This window comes from Mycobacterium simulans (assembly GCF_900232995.1).
Lineage (GTDB): Bacteria > Actinomycetota > Actinomycetes > Mycobacteriales > Mycobacteriaceae > Mycobacterium > Mycobacterium simulans.
Genome location: NZ_OCVX01000004.1, coordinates 22,563 through 40,547, shown reverse-complemented (window position 1 = coordinate 40,547; position 17,985 = coordinate 22,563). Strand labels below are relative to the sequence as shown.

Genomic DNA, 17,985 nt, shown 5'->3' with positions numbered 1-17,985 from the left:
TTTGAACTAGTCCCGTCCACTCCGGGCTTTGGTCGCCCTGGCGAGCATCACCGCGGGTATCCACATAGACGCCATCAGACCGACGGCGACGAAGAAGACGACGGAATAGGCGTGTGACAGATCGTGCAGCAGGTTGCCGGCGAAGTCGGGATTGCGGGCCGCTCGTGGCAACCTCGACGGGTCAATTGGCACGCCACGCCGAGCACACTCCTCCTGCAGCGCCGCAATCTTGTGCGCACCGGAAATGTTTTCGCTGCGATTGAATTGACTTGTCAGGATCACTGACATCAGAGCGGCGCCTATCGACGCCGCTAGCTGCTGACCGACGCTGAGCAGCGTCGAGCCCGTCGCGAGCTGATGCCGGGCAAGGGTCTGGACAGCGGCCGCGGAGAGAGGCAGGCCGGTGCAGCCCGCCCCCATACCAATGATCCCCAGTGCCACAAGCAATGTAGGCAAGTAATGCGGATACACGGCCACCCCGAACGCGAATAGGGCCATGCCCCCGGTGATCACCGAACATCCGACCACCACGATCGTGCCAGGACCCCGTCTATCCACGATCATCCCAGCGAACGGTATCGCCAGCATGGCACCCAATCCCATGACGACCATGTCCATGCCAGCCTGCACAGACGTGTGATTCAGCAACTCCTGAAAGTAGCTCGGAAAAAGCAACCCGACGCCTGCGTAGCCGACGCCATATATAAACATCACTGAAATGGCAAGTCTGAGCACACGATTAGTGAACAAACGCAGGTCGATCAGGGGGTGCTTGGTGCGGTAGAGGGCGTGAACGACGAATCCGATGATCAGCAGCAAGCCGATGACCGCCGGTACCCACACATGGGAATTGGCCATCGTGCCTCGGTCCGGGATGGATGACACCCCATACAAGAACATCGCCAAACCGGGCGACAGTAGCAACATGCCCACAAAGTCAAAGGGTTCGGACGCTTTCGGCCGATCATTCGGGAGCACGATCGCCGCGAGGATCAACGTGGTCAACCCGTTGGGCAGATTGATCCAGAACGTCCACTCCCAGCCAAAGGAGTCTATGAGCCAACCACCCAGGACTGGCCCGCAAATCGGGCCGAGCACCATCGGAATGCCGAGCACCGCCATCAAGCGGCCGAGCCGCCCAGGCCCGGCCTCGCGGGTGAATATGGTGAGGACCAGAGGAATCAGGAAGCCGCCGCCGAGGCCCTGCACCACGCGAAACACGATGAGCAGCATCATGTTTGGGGCCAACGCGCACAGGAAAGACCCCACATTGAACGCCAGCACCGAGCCCATAAAGACTCGTTTGGTACCAAAGCGGTCGGAGGCCCAACCTGCTAGTGGGGTCACGGTGGCCATCGCCAACATATAGGCAGTCATGGTCCACGCCACGAAGGCCTGAGTGGACCCGAATGCCGTGACAAACGTCCGCTGAGCGACGCTGACGACCGTGGCATCCATACTCTGGGTCATCGAGGCCAGCACACACACGCCTGCGATCCGGAGCAGGCGGCCGTCGAGCTTCTCAGGATAGCCGCGTTCTTCGACCTGCGATGCTCCACCGTCGGGTTCGCTCGGCTTTGATACGACCTCCGACCGAGTCAGCGTTTCCGACGGTCCGGGGTGATCTACACGGCTTTCCACTGACATCCGCCCTAGACCACAGCCGCGGAAAGCCCGGATCCAGAAAGATCACGATGGCGGGGTCCGGGCTCCTGTTCGGGCTCGGGGCCGTCTGACCGGGAGCGGGCGAGGGTGGGCCGGGGCCGAACTCGCATTGGCCACCAGAACCAGCGTCCCAATAGCGCCGCAATCGTCGGCGTCATGAATGAGCGGACGATCAGCGTATCGAATAGCAACCCCATAGCAATCGTGGTGCCCACTTGACCAACAATGCGCAGATCACTGATAGCCATTGTTCCCATCGTTGCCGCAAATAGCAGACCGGCCGATGTCACAACTTTGCCAGTGCCGCCCATGGCCCGGATAATGCCGGTATTGAATCCCGCATGTATTTCCTGTTTGAAACGGGCGACCAGGAGCAGGTTGTAGTCAGAGCCCACGGCCAGGAGACAGATCACCGACATCGCGAGAACTAGCCAGTGCAATTCGATATGCAAAATATGCTGCCATAGGAGCACGGACAACCCAAAGGATGCGCCCAGCGAAATGGCAACGGTGCCCACAATAACAAGAGCGGCAATCAACCCTCGCGTGATTAGCAGCATGATGATGAAAATGAGACACAGCGAGGAAATTGCCGCGATCAACAGATCGTACTTATCGGCATTAGAAATGTCATTATAAACGGCCGCAGTACCTGCAATATAGATTTTTGCGTCCTCCAATGGAGTTCCTTTGAGCGCTTCCTCCGCCGCTGTCCGAATCCTGTCGATACTCTGCACACCTTCGGGCGTTTCAGGATCTCCCCTGTGCGAAATGATGAAGCGGGCATCCTTTCCGTCCGACGAAAGGAACACCTTCATACCCCGCTTGAAGTCGGCGTTGTTGAAGACCTCAGGGGGAAGATAGAACGAGTCGTCGTTCCGAGAGGCGTCGAAAGCCTTCCCCATCGCAGTGGCGTTCTCGCTGTTTTCGGCCATTTGATCGTACATGCCGGCCATAGTGCTATGCATGGTCAGCATCATCGTCCGCATGCTTTCCATAGATTCGATCATGGGTGGGAGCGTTGCGACCATTTCTGGCATAAGCCGATCCATAGTTCGCAGCTCGCCCAACAGCTGATTCATCTTCTCACTGATCTGATCCACCCCGTCAAGCCCATCGAATATCGAGCGCAACGACCAACAGATTGGGATGTCATAGCAATGTTTTTCCCAGTAGAAATAACTACGAATCGGCCGCCAAGTATCTTCGAAATCTGCAATATGATCGCGCAACTCGTCGGTGATTTCTTTCATCTCGGCGGTATCGCCTACCATCCGGTGAGTATTGGCAGCCATCTGCGACATCAGCTCATACGTGCGCTTCATGAGCGCGATTGACTTAGACAACTCGTCGGCCTGTGTTAGCATATCGTTCACACGGTCGCGCTGGTATTTCATGGTCTGTAGCTGACTGGCATTTTGCATGCTCATCTGAAAAGGTATCGACGAATGCTCAATCGGCTTTCCATTAGGCCGAGTTATCGCTTGAACGCGAGAGATACCCGGTACATGAAAGATCCCCTTGGCTAATTTATCCAGGACGAGAAAATCTGCTGAATTACGCAAGTCATGGTCCGTCTCGATCATCAAAATGTCAGGTTTCATACGAGCAGTGGAAAAATGCCGTTCCGCCGCCGCAAATCCGACATTTGCCGGAATAAACTGCGGCATATATTTCCGGTCGTCATAGTTTGTTCTATAGCCTGGCAGTGCCAATAGGCCGACGAGGGTAATGGCGCATGACGCGGCGAGGATGGGCCCTGGCCATCGAACAACCGCCGTACCGACCCGCCGCCATCCCCGTGTCTTGATCTTCCGCTTGCGATCTAACAGACCGAAGCGACTGCCGACGGTGAGAACTGCCGGACCCAGCGTCAGGACCACGGCGACCACAACGACCATGCCCGCCGCGCTAGGGGCGCCCATGCTATGGAAGTACGGCAGCCGCGTGAAGCCGAGGCAACCCATTGCCCCAGCGATAGTCAAACCAGAGCCCAAGATAACGTGAGCGACCCCATGGTAGGTGGTGTAATAGGCCGTTTCGCGATCTTCTCCGGCCTGACGGGCCTCTTGGTAGCGGCCCATGAGGAATATCCCATAGTCCGTTCCGGCCGCGATCACCATTGTGGTCAACAGATTCACCGAGAAAGTCGAAAGCTCAATAATATTGTGATTCCCGAGAAAGGCGACAACACCGCGGGCAGCGGTCAATTCGATGCCAACCGTGAGCAGCAGAATTATCACGGTGACCAGTGACCGGTAGACCAGCAGAAGCATCACAAAAACCACCAGGATGCTGAGTGCTGTAACCTTGGCCATCGATTTATCGCCCGTCTCATTCAGATCGGCGACGATCGCTGATGGGCCTGTGAGGTAGGCTCTGACCCCGGGTGGTGGGGATATGCGGTCCACGATGTGCCGCACTGATTTTATGGATTCGTTCGCCAGGGGTGAACCGGGAGCTCCGGCAAGGTTTATTTGAACATACGTGGCCTTACCGTCGGGACTTTGAGCTCCCTCGGCAGTGAGCGGATCTCCCCAGAAGTCTTGGACATGCTGGACATGCGTCGTGTCGGCTTTTAGGTCGCGTATCAGATGGTCATAGTACTTGTGCGCATCATCGCCAAGTGGTTGGTCACCCTCCAACACGATCATCGCCGAATTGTCCGTGTCGGATTCGTTGAATGCGTGACCGATCTTTTTCGCCGCTACCATTGACGGTGCATCGGCGGGAATAGGTGACACTGAATTCTTCTGCCCGACCTGCTCTAGCGACGGAACAAATAAAGTGAGAACTACAACAAATCCGAGCCAAACTAGGATAATGGGTACCGAAAGTTTGCGAATCGTCCGCGGGATGAACGATTTGGTGTTGTGGCTGACCGTCGAATTGTTGTTCATGATGATTTCACTACGCAGAATGTATAAGCGTTGACTTCATTGGAAATTCTTTCCACTTTGACAACGCCGTCGATGGTTATGCGGCAGCCGATCTGGTCACTATTACCCTGGGCCACGATGCTTCCCGGGAGTGACGGCAGGTCCGATGTGATCTTCAGCGTCCACGGCAACTGGACTCCATTAACTTGCGTCGGATCTGCATTGACGTCGAGATAGTTGATGTCTGCGACCGTTCCTGGTTGGCCAAAGATCTCGTAGACCAGGCGCTTGGGGTTGAACGGCTTGGTCTCGTCACTCTTACCGTCCCTGTATGCAGCACGCTTTTCTGACCCGAAGAAACCGTGAATTCGTGACACCGTGAATCCCGCTACAGCAACCACAATGAGAACCACCAGCGGAATCCACAGCCGCACCAGCAGCTTGAAGACCAGCGTCATCACGGCGTCACCTCCACACCGAGGTGGCCCGCGACGTCGCCGTGCCGAGGTTTGCGGGTTCGAGCGGTGCAACGTACCCGTCCCGCCGCGAGCGAGCCGCTGTGACCAGCGGCTGCGCGATGTTCGAGTTGTAGCTGAGGCAGCATCTCTTACCCGCCGCTACCAGTGGGACGGCTCACCTCAACGGTGATCTGGCGGATCTGATCCATGGGAATTCTCCAGTGTTTCCGCAGGACAAACCAGGACAAAGGTGGATTCACCGGAGATGTCTACCAGCGCGTATGCGCACCGTGGCACAGCCACAATGCCCACAATCCGGCGGATAGGTGGGTCAACCTGCACATAGTGCCGGCACATAAATCGGTGTATTCGATTTATTGACCGCGAGCGTGTCCATCCGAACGGAGAACAGCACAGGTTTGACATGACAGCAGCGCATCCAAATGTAGGCGAGGACTATCGATTGACGATTCGGAGACTGCTGGATGAACCGCTGATGTCTGGCGCTCGTGTGGTGGCCGGTGCCGACAAACTCGACCGTGAGTTGACCTGGATGCTGCCGCTGACCGAAGTGCCCCCTCGGCCGGATCCACTCGACGCCGTCGCGTTGTACGCACGCCCCGAAGCCTTGCTAGCCAACAGCACCATGCTGACCGCTATAGCCAGCCGAGGCGCCACCCTGCTGGTGGTGGACGGTTCAATCCCAGCAGACTTTCCACGCGCCGGGCTGCCGGCTGGACTGGTGATCATTGAGTTGGACTTGCCCGTGGGTTTTGCGGCGCTCAATCGCTTACTCGCGGAACGCACCCTGAGCCAGGAATTGCAGGCCATGCGCTACTCGACCCACGTACACGATTCGCTGGCCGGACTCTTCCACCGCGGCGCGGGCCTGCAGCTCCTCGTCCGGGAGGTGTCCAACCTCGCTCGAAACCCCGCAATGGCGCTCAACGCCCGCGGACAGGTGGTCGCGCACAACGGACTTGGCGCCGACGCGGTCAAGGTGTTGTCCGACTCGGTGCGCCGCATCCTGGCAACCGGTGTGCCCGCCGCCCAGCGTGCGAGCGGGCATGAAACTCGCGTGGACCCAGTGGCCGGGCCGCACAGCGGGGTGTGGACGTGCATTGCCAGCGCCATCCAGCACGGCAAGACATTCCACGGCTGGGTGGTGGTCCTCGTGCCGTTCGCCACCTTGAGCGCTCAAGATCTCTTCCGTCACCGCATCGTGACCGAGCAGGCGACCGCGATCATCGGCTCGGAGATGCTGCGCCAGCACAGCGTCGATGAGGCGGAAGAGCGCGCCCGCGGCGACTTCATCCAGGCTCTGGTGCACGGCAGCTTCTGCAACGAGCAAGAGCTGCGAGCACGTGCCGACCACCACGAGATCGACATCGACTCGCCGTTCGCGGTTTTCGTCGCCCATGGCGTGCTCCCGCACCCGGTGGACAATCCGGTGGCCGGCATGATCCGGTTGGCCCGATACGCCGCCGGCATCTCCCCGGAGTGCTCAGCACGAACCGACGCGACCGTCATCGGCGACGTCTTGGTGGTGATCCGTGCGCTGCGCAATGGCGACGACGCGGCAATGGGGCGCCAAATGGCCGATTTCGCACAGGAAATGTGCACCGAACTCGAGCGGCGGTGCCGCACCGCGGTGGCCGTCGCCTACGGACGGCCCGCCCCCAACGCCGCCAAGGTCTCAGACAGCTACCGCGAGGCCCGCATCGCGTTGGGCATCGCCCGTCGGCTTCGCCGCACCTCCGCCATCTCCTACGAGGAACTGCGCAGCCTCACCGTACTGACCGAGATCGCCGACACCGAGACCAGCCGGCAACTGGTTCAGGAGGTTATCGAGCCGCTGCGGTCGGGCCCCAACCTGCTGGAGACACTGACCAATTATCTGGCCCACGGCGGCAACGTCAACGCCACAGCACGTGGACTCAACGTCCATCGCAACACCACGCTGGCCAAACTCGACCGAATCTCCCGCACGATTGGTCTGGACGTACGTGAACCGGAGAACCAATTCACTCTCGGACTTGCCATCAGGCTCAGCCTGCTGGCTGAGGTGGAAGCGGCCGCCGATCGAGAAGCCGCGTTCCGCTAATCGGACAGCAAATACGCTGCCGCTGAACATTTTTGGCACCTGCCACAGCGCAACGACTCGCAATGCGATGCGGTGATGTGCACCGTGACCTGTATCGCTACCCAAGTCTGGTTATCGTGACCATTCCGCGATACCGGTAGCAGCCGTCAACATCTTCACCAGAGACAATGCCGGCCCGCCGAAACCGAGCGTGATTTCGGAAGTTTGCAAAGGCAGTTCGGTCTCGTCACTGCGAGGTGGGAAGTGTTGAGCATGACCACATTACGTCGAGCATCGGGTGCACCCGCCGAAGTCACTCGCGCATACGATCTGGGCGCGATGCGCAGATTCAAGAAGCGCGAATTCCCGTTCAGCGATGGGACACCCCACGAGGTCGTCGAGACTGGGCCAAGTATCGCAGCCCGATTGGCGACACTGACGTCGCGAATGACGATCAGGCCAATCCTGGCGGTGGGTAGCTATGCCCCCAACCTGCCATGGCCCTGGGGCCTGGTCGACGCGGCATGCCGCATCCTGCCGCAGACGCCGGGGACCATCCGGAGCACCGTCGACTTGCCTCACGCCACCGCGGAGTTGGTCCGCGCGCCCGGAGTGCTACCGGTCGACGGCAATCGTCGCATCGTGCTTTACGTGCATGGCGGGGCGTTTCTGATGTGCGGCGCGAACTCGCACAGCAAAACCGTCACCGCCCTATCAACATTCGCCGATTCACCCATCCTGGTCGTCAACTATCGACTGCTCCCCAAGCACTCGATCGGGATGGCACTCGATGACTGCCACGATGCCTACCGATGGTTGCGGGCAGGCGGATATGAGCCGGATCAGATTGTGCTGGCGGGCGATTCCGCGGGCGGCTACCTCGCTCTGGCGCTCGCTCAACGACTGCAGAAGCAGGGCGAGAAGCCGGCGGCACTAGTAGCGATCTCCCCGCTTCTGCAGCTAGCCCCGAGGCACGAGCAGTCCCAGTCCAGCATCAGGACCGACGCAATGTTTACTGCCAAAGCATTCGATGCGCTCGCTCAGGTGGCCGCGCGGGCCGCGGCCAATCGCACCACCAAGGCCGAGTCCGAAGAGCTGTATGAGCCGTTGGACCATATCGAACCCGGTCTGCCACAAACGCTAATTCACGTCTCCGGTTCCGAAGTCCTGCTGCACGACGCGCAGCTGGCCGCCGGCAAGCTGGCCGCGGCCGGTGTGCCCGTGGAGATCCGGGTCTGGCCCGGTCAGATCCACGCATTTCAGGTCGCCGCGCCGATGGTGCCCGAAGCGACCCGCTCGTTGCGGCAAATCGGAGAATACATTCGCGAGGCGACTGACTAAACGCCCTCGTGCCCAACAGATCCGGATTTTCACGGCGAAGTATCAAGGACTACCAGAAATGAAGCCGATCACCGCGGTGGTAACACCGGAATTAGCGACGATCGACACGCGCTTTGCGTTCATACCACGTCTTCACTCGTGGGATGACCGCTCTCTGTTGTGTCGGCCTGCGTTCGTCGACGGACATATTCGAGCTGCACAGAACCTCACCAAGGCCCGTATCTCGGCCGCGGACCCCGTGTCGTACCGCGACTAGCCTGCGAGATAGCTGGCAACAGTGACAGCCGTCCCGCCCGACAGGTCCCAAAATGTTAGGATCACCAGCATGTTTCGCCCGAGTCCTAGACTACGCGCAGGCGCTGTCTTCGCGGCCTTGCTCGTGACCATGGGTGTCTCCGCTGCGACCTTCCCCAGGATCGCCGCCGCGGATTCCACGGAGGACTTTCCGATACCGCGCAGGATGATCGCCACCACCTGCGACGCCGAACAGATCCTGGCGGCCACCAGGGACACCAGCCCGGTCTACTACCAGCGCTACATGATCGACTACAACAACCACCCCAACGTCCAGCAGGCGACCCAAGACAAGGCGCACTGGTTCTTCTCGCTCAGCCCGGCCGACCGTAGGGACTACTCCGAACACTTCTACAACGGCGATCCGCTGTGGTTCGCCTGGCCCAACCACATGAAGATCTTCTTCAACAACAAGGGCGTCGTCGCCAAGTCCACCGACGTCTGCAACAACTACCCGGCCGGCGACATGTCGGTGTGGAACTGGGCTTAGTCCCCATCTGGGCTTAGCTCGTTCGCGCACTTTAGATATCGCTACTGCGCGCGACGCCGTTGCGAACCGGCGCTCAGCCGCGCTGCCGTCGCCGCGGCCAGGAAGCAACCCAACGCCGTCCATCCCCCGGAACCACTCAGCCCGTTCTTGGCCAATAGAACCAGCGCGACTCCCGACACGCATACCAGCGCACCACTGGCAACCGACCGGGCGCCGGTCGCCCGGAGCGTAGCGTCCCACTCGTCCCACTCGTCCCACCATGGCAGCGCTCGATGCTCAAGCGGCGTCAGCAACCGGAACGCGACGGCCATCACCGCGGCGAACACAACGGCCCGCAGCGCAAGAAGCCCCCAGAACCCCGATGCGTGCACCTCGTATGCGTCGAGGCCAACTGCGTGCAACAGGAAGGCCGCAACTGCGATGGCCGGGATGTGCCAGAGGTATAGCGTCATCGCTCCCCCGTTACCCACCGCCACCATGCGCCAGACCCGGGGCCGTGCCGCCCACCGGCGGATCGCTCCCGCGGCCGCCACGAACACCAACGACATCCACGTGCAGTGCAGCGCGAGCAACAGCGTCGGTGGCGACACGTTGGACATCCGTTCGGCGCCGGTCACTACCAGTGAGACCTCGTATCTCCCGGCGACGGCGAGCGCCACTTGCACGGCAATCGCGGCTCCGGCTGCAACGAGCGCTGCGCTTGGGCCGAGGAGCCGGCGCGCGTAGGCGACGCCGATCACCACCGGGATTAGCCAGACGATCAAGAAGTTCGCCGCACCCGATACGGGAGTTCCGATGACCAACCGAATCCGGTCGATGGCACCCGCTGCCACGAGGAGCGAAGCGACCAGAACCGCGACCGCGCACCCCGCCCGCAGACGTGTCAACGCCGGAACGAAGGCAAGCACCACAAGGTAGACGCCCAGAAACCACAACAGCGCGACGCACTCTCGACCCAGCTCCGCCGCTGACTCCGCCCCTAGTAACGCGCGCACCCCGAGCAGCGCCACCACCCATGCCGCCAGATACCAGAACACGGGCCGGCACAGTCGCTGCGCCCGAAGGAATAGCCACGTACCCCAAGGCATTCCATCGCGCCAGCCGTAGGCACCCGCGGCACCGCCGGCAAGGAAGAACAGCGGCATGACCTGAACCAGCCACGTGACCGGAGCGAGCGCGGGTATTTCACCGAGCAGGTTGCCGATTTGCAAACCGCCGGAGTCGACGGTGGCAAGCAGCAACGCGCAGTGTCCAAACATCACGACGATCAGTGCGCACAGGCGCGCCACGTCGACGGCGCGGTCGCGGTCGGCTGGGGTGTTGTTAGCGATCTCGGATGGATTGCGGACGCGTGTGGTGAACGGCATGCGTTTCAGCTTGCGGGCCTGCAGGCTGCGGCGAATGAGTAGGACTACCTGTCTTTACCGTTCGGCGTCGCTCAGGCCTCACGGTTGGTCGGCGCACGAAAAGTTCTGGCGCCGTGGATAACAGTGCGGATCGAACGCTCTAGGGAGTTGTCGGCGATGAAGAGCAACTCGTCGCCGGCTTCGAGCACGTCGTCGGGCTGAGGAACTATGACGTTGTCACCTCGAAGCACCGTGACCAGAGCGCTGTTCGGCGGTAGATCCATCTCGCCGACTTGCTGTCCCACTAGTGGATTGTCTTCGGGCAGAGTCAGTTTCGTCAGTGCAGCACTGCCCTCGCGGAGTGCCATCAATCGCACCAAGTGGCCTACGTCAATGGCGCCCTCGATGCCGGCAACCATGGCGCCTGGCGTCGAGACTGCCACGTCGATACCCCACGCCTGGGTGAACAGCCACTCGTTGCGCAGGTCGTTGATTCTCGCCACCACTCTGGGCACCCCGAACTCGGTCTTGGCAAGCAAACCCACGACGAGATTGGCCTTGTCATCCCCGGTTGCGGCGATCACGACGTCGCACGTCTCGATGCCCGCCTCATGCATCGATGTCAGTTCGCAAGCGTCGGCATTCAGCCAGTCCGCATCGGCAACCGTGTGTGGTTCGAAGTTGGCCCGTTGCCGTTCGATCAACAAGATCTTGTGGCCGCTATCGAGCAACTCGCGCGCGACTGACCTGCCGACGTTACCCGCGCCGGCAATCGCGATTCGCATCTTTCTCGTCGCCACACATTCATCTTGTCCTATGCACTTTCGCAGAGCGCACGGCGTGCGTACACAGAGCGCCGTGCGGGCCTGGTACTGATTAACTGGCAGCACGCCGAAGTGGGCGCATCCGAACGGGAACGTAATGAGCTTGCAGCAGCTGTATCTGGCTTTGTTGATCGGTGGCCTAGTGCTGCTGGCCAGCATCGTCGGTACTCGGCTGGCTACTCGGATCGGGTTTCCCAGCCTGCTGCTGTTCTTACTGGTCGGCGTCGTGGTCGGCGAAGACGGCCTCGGCCTGCAGTTCGACGACGTGCACCTGGCCAGGAACCTGGGGACAGCGGCGCTGGCTGTGATCCTCGTCGAAGGCGGTCTAACCACCCGCTTCGCCGACATCCGAAAGTTACTCGCGCCCGCGGCCGCGCTGGCCACCATCGGCGTGATGATCAGCACGGTGGTAACTGCTGTCGGTGCATACCTGTTGCTTCGCGTTGACTGGCAGATCGCGTTGTTGTTGGGAGCCATCGTTTCCTCCACCGACGCGGCAGCCGTGTTCTCGGTGCTACGCGTGCTTCCGTTGCCCCGGCGTGTTGCCGGACTGCTCGAGGCAGAGTCCGGCTTCAACGACGCCCCCGCGGTGATCCTGGTACTGATGTTCAGCACGGTGCCGTTCTTGTTCGAGCCCGAGGGCGCTATCACCGATATGGTGTCCGAACTACTTGGCGGCTCCGCAATCGGATTGGCCATCGGATACCTCGGTGCCGTCGGGCTGCGACGGATCGCGCTGCCCGCTTCCGGCCTGTACCCGATCGCGACCTTCGGGTTGGGAGTTGTCGCGTTCGCCGCAGCCGGCGAGTCCCACGCCAGCGGGTTTATCGCCGCTTACCTGGCCGCGGTGGTGCTGGCCAACTCGGGATTGCCACACAGATCGGCAACGCGGTCGTTTGCCGAAGGACTTGGCTGGCTGGCCCAAATCGGATTGTTCGTTCTGCTCGGACTGCTGGTTGACCCGAGTGATCTGGGTGCCGACGTGGTCGCCGCCGTCGTCGTCGGACTCCTCTTGCTGCTGGTCGCCCGGCCGCTGTCGGTCGTGGTCTCGCTTCTCGGGTTTCGTGTTCCGTGGCGCCAGCAGGTTTTTCTTTCGTGGGCGGGGCTACGGGGTGCGGTCCCCATTGTGTTGGCGACGTTTCCGATCGTTGCCGGAGTACCCAACAGTTATCGCCTGCTCAACATCGTGTTCATGCTGGTAGTCGTATTCACTCTGGTGCAGGGCCCTAGCCTGCGCCCAATCGCTCGCAGGCTGGGCCTGATTTCTGGTGAATCCACCCGCGAGATTCAGGTGGAAGCCGCGCCCTTGGACATGCTCGACGCGGAGTTGTTGACCATGACGGTGCAGCCGACCTCCCGGCTGCACAACGTCACCATCCTGGAACTCCGTCTCCCCGACCCGGCCGTGATCACGCTCATCATCCGAGACGGCCACACCTTCGTCCCAACACCCGACACTCGCATCGAGATCGGCGACGAACTCCTCATCGTTACCACCAGCAAGACCCGGGCGGCGGCCGAGTCCCGGCTTCGGGCAGTGAGTCGGCGCGGCAAACTCGCGTATTGGTTCGACGAGTACGGCGAACTGCTCTAACAGACACGGATAATGACAGGCCGCGCGGCGCGGAGCCCGGAGGCCCATCTCAGCCTGATCTGGTTCGCCGTGTGGTCCACGCAGCGAACATGACGGTGTGGCTAAACCCGTGGCGATCTAACCTGGTTCGGTGGCAAACGAGCGAATACCCGGTGGGGTGGTGCACAAGCTGCCTGCAGACCTGCGCGAGGCCCTGATCGCGAACTCCACGGCACTCGCTGCTTGGAATGACATAACGCCCCTAGCGCGCAACGAGTTCATCTGCTGGGTCGACGATGCAAAGCAGGAGGCGACCCGATTGCGCCGCATTCGCCGGACCCAGGAGGAACTGGAAGAAGGCAAGCGTCGTCCCTGCTGCTGGCCGGGGTGCAAGCATCGCGAGCGCACCGGCAATTGACAACGAACAGATAACAAACGTTGCCACATGCGTCGCACGCGACACTAAAGTGCTGTTCGTGCGCGTAAACGTGTTAACCAAGGGCCGGGCCCGGTGGTTGGCACTCGTGGCCTCGATCCTCGTCTCTGCCGCAATGCTGTACGCCCAGCGCACAGAGCCACCGCGCCACGTTGAGATCGCCGCAGCAACCCCGACGCGCCCCGCAGCCGTGCCGGCCGGCGCCCCGCATACCGCCAGTCCCGCGGAGACGGAATTGTTGGCGGGCAGTGCGCCTCTCGCTGCCCAGGGTTTTCAGTTCGCGTTACCTACTGGCCGCGCGCCCGAAGAGGGCTTGCAGGTCAAGACCATTTGGGCGGCCCGTGCCATTAGCCTGCTGTTTCCCCAGATCACGCAGATCTTCGGGTTCCGGCAGGATCCTTTGCCGTGGCATCCCAACGGGTTGGCGATCGATGTCATGATCCCTAACCATGACAGCCCCGAGGGTATCGAGCTCGGCAACCAAATAGCCGGATATGCCTTGGCGAATGCCAAACGATGGGGAGTGCTGCATGTGATCTGGCGGCAGAAGATTTACCCAGGCATCGGCTCGGGGAGTTGGACGGCGGACTACGGCAACGAAACCGCCAACCACTACGACCACGTTCATATCGCGACCGACGGCGGCGGATACCCGAGCGGGCACGAAACCTACTTCATCGGATCCATGAGCCCGGCGCCGCCGGGGTGACCAATTGCCGAAATCGGCACGTCCTACTCATTCCGAGTAGCTCGACGCCAGGCCTCATGAGCTTCTCGCAATGAATCCTCAAGCGGCCGAGTGGTTTCCAATCGGTGCGCGGTGTCCCAACCGGTGTGTTGAGCAGCCAGCGCAGTGGCGATCTCCGGCGTCGCATCGGAATTGCCCGGCTGTCTCGTTTTGATCCGGTCGGCGGCCGTGTCACCCGCCACGGTGCACATGAGCTCGACGAGTGCCGAATGTGTTTCCGTCGCAAGGCGACGCGCCAGTGTGCGAATGTGCGGATCACGCCAGGTGCCGTCGAGAATTACCGATTGCCCATTTGGCAAACACACACGCGCTCGCCTCAGTGCCTCCTCGTAGACGGCGGTGACGTTTTCCCGGCTGTAAAGCCCTGCGTCCAAGACACCGGGATCTCCTGCGATGTCTCCCCGCTCCCGTAGTTCCCGACGCACCCCGTCTGTTGAGATAACTTGGGCCCCAACTTGTTCAGCAAGTGCGCGCGCCAAGGTTGATTTCCCGGTACCGGGACTGCCACCGACTAGCGCCAACCGGACGGCACCGCTTTCCAGGTGCTGGGTTGCGATGGCAATGTGCCGAGACGCGTCCACAGCAGCCTCCGATTTGCCCTGTGACAGCCGGACGCAGTCAACCTTCGCTCGTACTAGTGCGCGATAGGCGATATAGAAGTCCCGCAGCGACATTGGCGACGAATCGCCGGAATGCGCGATGTAGCGATCGAGGAAGTAATCACCGAGGTCTTGGCGGCCTAAGAACTCGAGGTCCATCGCGAGGAACGCGGCGTCGTCGATGCGGTCGATGTAGCGAAGTTCGTCGTCGAACTCCAGGCAATCGAGCATGGCCAGCTCACCATCGACCCAGAAAATGTCGTCGGCGAGCAGATCGCCGTGGCCGTCGACGATGCATCCGTCCGCGATCCGCCGGGTGAACAATGCCGCACGTCCGGAAATGAAGTCAGTGGCGAGATGCTCAATCCGCGCGATCGACTCTTCGGAAAAGCCGTCTCCCGCATAGCGATAAAGTTCATGCAGGTTTTCGCTCCAGCGTTGGTTAACCGCCTCAGGCGTGCCTTTGGCATCGATCAGCTGACCGCGTTCGGCATGCTCGTGGAAGCGGGCCAGGACCGCGGCGATGGTGTCCAGCACACCCCGAACCGACTCGTCGGCGCCGCCGGCCTCGCTGCGTGTGACCAAGGCCGCCAACCGGTCGCTATCGCGATACCGCCGCATCACGACAAGTGGTTCGGGGAAACCTCCCGCGGGGTCGTCGAGATGAGCAACGCCAAGGTAACTACCCGGAGACAGACGGCTGTTCAATTCGACTTCGCGTAGGCACGCGGCCTCGCGCTGCTCCGCTGAACGGAAATCAAGAAAGTCGGTCAATACCGGCTTCTTGGCCTTGTACGCTCGCTCGCCGGCTAACACCACCACACCGGTGTGGGTTTCGTGAACATCGACATACGGCGCCGCAGCCGCCGCCGATGACCCGGCAGTCCCGGTGGTTGGGATCGCGTCATCCATAGCGATACTTCAATTCGGTCGTAAGCTCGGAAGTCGGCGAGCCGTCAATTCCCACCATAACCGGAGCCTGCTCGGGATGAGCGGGATGAGGCCCCGTCGACATTCCTCCTGGCCCATGACTGCTGTCGGCGCCCAGCAATCGCTCGTCCCAGATGATCGGGCCACGAGCCTGTGCTTGATACGGGGATTTCGTTATCGTGCTGGGTATTTCGTGAAATCCTAGGTTGGGCGTGCCACGATCACCGGCGTACGGACCGAGTGCACTACGGTATTGCTGACCGAACCCAGCAGCATGCCGGTCAAGCCGCCTCGACCGTGACTGCCCACGACGACAAGCTGAGCGGACTCCGACTCTTCCGTCAGGGCTCGGCCGGGGTGATCAAGAACGACAACTCGCTGCACCTTGACGTCGGGATAGCGCTCTTGCCAGCCCGCCAGAAATTCGGCAAGACTTCGCTCCGCTTCCGACTTCCAGTCCAGCCACGGGAGCTGGTACACCGCAATGTCACTCCACGCGTGCAGAACCGTGAGCTCGACACCGCGACGCGTCGCTTCGTCGAATGCGACAGCAAGGGCAAGCTCAGACGCCGGCGAACAATCGATGCCTACCAATACCGGAGCACGATTGGAACGCGGCATCCACGAAGCTTCGTCGCGAATAACCGCGACCGGGCACCTCGCGCTGTGCACCACACCCGAACTAACGGACCCCAACAGCACTCGCCCGACCGCGCCACGCCCATTGCAGCCGACCACGATCATCTCGGCCTCGTCGGACATATCGACGAGCGTCGACACGGGGGGTGAACACTTCAGTTCGCTTGCTATTGCGATCGTTCGGTCTCGCAGCACAGCGTCTTCGGCGATCTTGACGGATTGCTCAAGTACCCGCCGGCCGTCGTCTTCCTGCCAAAGCGCAATACCATTCGGCATCGGTACTTGTGGATAGGTCGGCACGAATGCTCTGAACATGTGGACCAAGGTCAGCCGGACATTGCGCAGCGCCGCTTCATGCGCTGCCCAAAAGACGGCGGCGTCCGATGCGGCCGATCCATCGACTCCGACGACGATGCCATAACGCTTCACGGTTGTGGACATAATGTTCTCCTTCAGTGCGTCACCGAAACGGTAGTGCCCGAACAGCCGTGCGTCATGGGCCATTAGTCCTCAACCACAGCAGCTCCAGGGCAAGACCGTGGGCCGGACGGATCACAAAGCGGCTAACTAACTTTGGTCCCTAATACGCAGGACCTTCGGCCGACGCTTCATCTAGCCTGCGGCAATAGCATCGTCCGTATGAAATACCCTAACGATGAAGGTGTGACCGTCCTGCCAGTGCATGAATGCTGGGACCTGCTGGCAGGTAGGACGCTGGGACGGCTGGTGACGAGCGTTGACGGACGCCCCGAGATCTTCCCGGTAAATTACGCCGTTCAGGGCCGAACGATTTTGTTCCGCACCGCACAGGGCACCAAGTTGGTCAGCGCCGCGATCAACAATCACGTGGTGTTCGAGGTCGACGATCACAATGTCGCCGAGGGCTGGAGCGTGATCGTGAAGGGCACCGCACGCCCGGTTCGTACCGATGAGGAGATCGAGCACGCCGAGCGCGCCCAGGTATTGTCGTGGACCGGCTCCGAGAAGTCGCACTATGTGCGAGTGATCCCCGAAACGGTCACGGGCCGGCGGTTCCAATTCGGCCCAATGCCTTCACGCCATGCCAAAGTCCCATGCCCAAAGGCCTTTTGTCACAGGGTATTGCGCGACTACACCAACGACATGATCCTGCCGGCCATCGAGAACCGCTGAGGTTCAAGCGAATTGGCGAGTTCGCGTCAATTTGGTCGGGATCGACGCTGACAAGATCAACTGCGGCGCGATGGAGCCACAGATCCAACTCCCGTCCCCCGGGCTCACCGAAGCGCGTTTCGACCACGATGGCCGTCTCCAGGTAGGACGCTGTCGACATCAGCCGAACATGATCTGCTTCCACGGCTGTCTCGAACCGTCCGGCCTCGGGCGCCTCGTTGAGCATCGCCGCCCGCGCGGATGTGTCGATCATCATCAGGCGGGCAACCCTTTGGTCGTCGTAGCCGAGGATCTCATCCGCGGTTCGAGTATCGAGCACTGGCAAGGCCGCGCGTCGGCGGCGGATCGCCGCCAGCTCTTCGCCCAGCGGAATGGACCTAGTGCGCCCGGTCTGGCGGGCCAGTCGTTCGCGCAACGCGACCACGACTGCTTCTGTCAAAGTCTCGCCAGTGCGAGCTGCCAATTCCCTGGCCAACCGGTCGGCCTCGGGATCCTTGATGCTCAACGCCACAATAAAGATGATCTATT

Annotated in this window: 14 protein-coding genes and 3 pseudogenes; 8 read left to right on the top strand and 9 right to left on the bottom strand. The window is 61.1% G+C overall.

The genetic code is table 11. From position 1 onward, the window contains the following. Nucleotides 1–6: 6 nt before the first annotated feature. Genes MSIMFI_RS16405 through MSIMFI_RS16395 form a run of 3 tightly spaced genes read right to left on the bottom strand, consistent with a single transcriptional unit; the run spans nucleotide 7 to nucleotide 5,002 of the window. Nucleotides 7–1,647: a DHA2 family efflux MFS transporter permease subunit gene (locus tag MSIMFI_RS16405; protein WP_191498265.1), complete on the bottom strand. Its 1,641-nt coding sequence runs from the start codon at nucleotides 1,645–1,647 to the stop codon at nucleotides 7–9. A gap of 5 nt (nucleotides 1,648–1,652) precedes the next feature. Next, nucleotides 1,653–4,565: an MMPL/RND family transporter gene (locus tag MSIMFI_RS16400; protein WP_191498264.1), complete on the bottom strand. Its 2,913-nt coding sequence runs from the start codon at nucleotides 4,563–4,565 to the stop codon at nucleotides 1,653–1,655. Next, nucleotides 4,562–5,002, bottom strand: coding sequence for an MmpS family protein (locus MSIMFI_RS16395; protein ID WP_191498263.1), 441 nt, complete (start codon nucleotides 5,000–5,002; stop codon nucleotides 4,562–4,564). The genes MSIMFI_RS16400 and MSIMFI_RS16395 overlap by 4 nt, the downstream gene beginning before the upstream one ends. A gap of 424 nt (nucleotides 5,003–5,426) precedes the next feature. Here MSIMFI_RS16395 and MSIMFI_RS16390 point away from each other — a divergent pair, with 424 nt between their 5' ends. The 3 genes from MSIMFI_RS16390 to MSIMFI_RS16380 all read left to right on the top strand — a co-directional run bounded on the left by MSIMFI_RS16390 (nucleotide 5,427) and on the right by MSIMFI_RS16380 (nucleotide 9,210). Further along, entirely contained in the window at nucleotides 5,427–7,106 is a 1,680-nt protein-coding gene (locus MSIMFI_RS16390) for a helix-turn-helix domain-containing protein (RefSeq protein ID WP_191498262.1), read from the top strand. A gap of 252 nt (nucleotides 7,107–7,358) precedes the next feature. Further along, a complete protein-coding gene (locus MSIMFI_RS16385; RefSeq protein WP_224770283.1) occupies nucleotides 7,359–8,426 on the top strand; it encodes an alpha/beta hydrolase fold domain-containing protein in 1,068 nt (355 codons plus the stop codon). A 325-nt stretch (nucleotides 8,427–8,751) separates the two neighbouring features. Next, nucleotides 8,752–9,210, top strand: coding sequence for a DUF5078 domain-containing protein (locus tag MSIMFI_RS16380; RefSeq protein ID WP_186243119.1), 459 nt, complete (start codon nucleotides 8,752–8,754; stop codon nucleotides 9,208–9,210). A gap of 41 nt (nucleotides 9,211–9,251) precedes the next feature. Here MSIMFI_RS16380 and MSIMFI_RS16375 read toward each other — a convergent pair whose 3' ends face one another. Then, entirely contained in the window at nucleotides 9,252–10,577 is a 1,326-nt protein-coding gene (locus MSIMFI_RS16375) for an acyltransferase family protein (RefSeq protein ID WP_191498261.1), read from the bottom strand. A gap of 71 nt (nucleotides 10,578–10,648) precedes the next feature. Then, complete coding sequence (locus MSIMFI_RS16370; protein WP_191498560.1) at nucleotides 10,649–11,341, bottom strand: potassium channel family protein; 693 nt, start codon at nucleotides 11,339–11,341, stop codon at nucleotides 10,649–10,651. 136 nt (nucleotides 11,342–11,477) lie between these two features. Here MSIMFI_RS16370 and MSIMFI_RS16365 point away from each other — a divergent pair, with 136 nt between their 5' ends. From MSIMFI_RS16365 to MSIMFI_RS16355, 4 genes are read left to right on the top strand one after another with little or no spacing between them, the layout of a single operon-like run. Further along, the gene (locus MSIMFI_RS16365; RefSeq protein WP_186243117.1) at nucleotides 11,478–12,974 is read left to right on the top strand and encodes a potassium/proton antiporter; all 1,497 of its coding nucleotides are present in this window, start codon (nucleotides 11,478–11,480) and stop codon (nucleotides 12,972–12,974) included. A 12-nt stretch (nucleotides 12,975–12,986) separates the two neighbouring features. Then, on the top strand, nucleotides 12,987–13,067 hold the full coding sequence (locus MSIMFI_RS29715; RefSeq protein ID WP_396820378.1) for a DUF6632 domain-containing protein: 81 nt from the start codon (nucleotides 12,987–12,989) through the stop codon (nucleotides 13,065–13,067). Between the two features lie 37 nt (nucleotides 13,068–13,104). Next, nucleotides 13,105–13,371 carry a YdeI/OmpD-associated family protein gene (locus tag MSIMFI_RS16360; RefSeq protein WP_191498260.1) on the top strand — a complete coding sequence of 89 codons (267 nt, stop codon included), beginning with the start codon at nucleotides 13,105–13,107 and terminating at the stop codon, nucleotides 13,369–13,371. 49 nt (nucleotides 13,372–13,420) lie between these two features. After that, nucleotides 13,421–14,098: a glycoside hydrolase gene (locus MSIMFI_RS16355; RefSeq protein ID WP_396820260.1), complete on the top strand. Its 678-nt coding sequence runs from the start codon at nucleotides 13,421–13,423 to the stop codon at nucleotides 14,096–14,098. Nucleotides 14,099–14,121: 23 nt separating this feature from the next. Here the strand turns inward: MSIMFI_RS16355 and MSIMFI_RS16350 are convergent, their stop codons facing one another. Both MSIMFI_RS16350 and MSIMFI_RS16345 read right to left on the bottom strand, forming a co-directional pair. Then, nucleotides 14,122–15,648, bottom strand: coding sequence for a bifunctional aminoglycoside phosphotransferase/ATP-binding protein (locus MSIMFI_RS16350; RefSeq protein ID WP_191498559.1), 1,527 nt, complete (start codon nucleotides 15,646–15,648; stop codon nucleotides 14,122–14,124). A 219-nt stretch (nucleotides 15,649–15,867) separates the two neighbouring features. After that, on the bottom strand, nucleotides 15,868–16,746 hold the full coding sequence (locus tag MSIMFI_RS16345) for a universal stress protein (protein WP_191498258.1): 879 nt from the start codon (nucleotides 16,744–16,746) through the stop codon (nucleotides 15,868–15,870). 198 nt (nucleotides 16,747–16,944) lie between these two features. Here MSIMFI_RS16345 and MSIMFI_RS16340 point away from each other — a divergent pair. Next, nucleotides 16,945–17,349 (top strand): annotated as a pseudogene (locus tag MSIMFI_RS16340) (pyridoxamine 5'-phosphate oxidase family protein); the annotation flags it as partial. Nucleotides 17,350–17,479: 130 nt separating this feature from the next. Here the strand turns inward: MSIMFI_RS16340 and MSIMFI_RS16335 are convergent. Both MSIMFI_RS16335 and MSIMFI_RS16330 read right to left on the bottom strand, forming a co-directional pair. Next, nucleotides 17,480–17,713: pseudogene (locus MSIMFI_RS16335) on the bottom strand (PIN domain-containing protein); the annotation flags it as partial. Next, nucleotides 17,713–17,968: pseudogene (locus MSIMFI_RS16330) on the bottom strand (type II toxin-antitoxin system VapB family antitoxin). The pseudogenes MSIMFI_RS16335 and MSIMFI_RS16330, both read right to left, overlap by 1 nt. Between the last annotated feature and the right edge of the window lie 17 nt (nucleotides 17,969–17,985).

Bases quoted from the DNA above. Each gene is read 5' to 3' on its own strand.
- MSIMFI_RS29715 (WP_396820378.1), top strand. From the start codon at position 12,987: ATGACAGGCCGCGCGGCGCGGAGCCCGGAGGCCCATCTCAGCCTGATC.
- MSIMFI_RS16345 (WP_191498258.1), bottom strand. From the start codon at position 16,746: ATGTCCACAACCGTGAAGCGTTATGGCATCGTCGTCGGAGTCGATGGA.
- MSIMFI_RS16405 (WP_191498265.1), bottom strand. From the start codon at position 1,647: ATGTCAGTGGAAAGCCGTGTAGATCACCCCGGACCGTCGGAAACGCTG.
- MSIMFI_RS16385 (WP_224770283.1), top strand. From the start codon at position 7,359: ATGACCACATTACGTCGAGCATCGGGTGCACCCGCCGAAGTCACTCGC.
- MSIMFI_RS16380 (WP_186243119.1), top strand. From the start codon at position 8,752: ATGTTTCGCCCGAGTCCTAGACTACGCGCAGGCGCTGTCTTCGCGGCC.
- MSIMFI_RS16365 (WP_186243117.1), top strand. From the start codon at position 11,478: ATGAGCTTGCAGCAGCTGTATCTGGCTTTGTTGATCGGTGGCCTAGTG.
- MSIMFI_RS16395 (WP_191498263.1), bottom strand. From the start codon at position 5,002: ATGACGCTGGTCTTCAAGCTGCTGGTGCGGCTGTGGATTCCGCTGGTG.
- MSIMFI_RS16375 (WP_191498261.1), bottom strand. From the start codon at position 10,577: ATGCCGTTCACCACACGCGTCCGCAATCCATCCGAGATCGCTAACAAC.
- MSIMFI_RS16350 (WP_191498559.1), bottom strand. From the start codon at position 15,648: ATGGATGACGCGATCCCAACCACCGGGACTGCCGGGTCATCGGCGGCG.
- MSIMFI_RS16400 (WP_191498264.1), bottom strand. From the start codon at position 4,565: ATGAACAACAATTCGACGGTCAGCCACAACACCAAATCGTTCATCCCG.
- MSIMFI_RS16370 (WP_191498560.1), bottom strand. From the start codon at position 11,341: ATGCGAATCGCGATTGCCGGCGCGGGTAACGTCGGCAGGTCAGTCGCG.
- MSIMFI_RS16390 (WP_191498262.1), top strand. From the start codon at position 5,427: ATGACAGCAGCGCATCCAAATGTAGGCGAGGACTATCGATTGACGATT.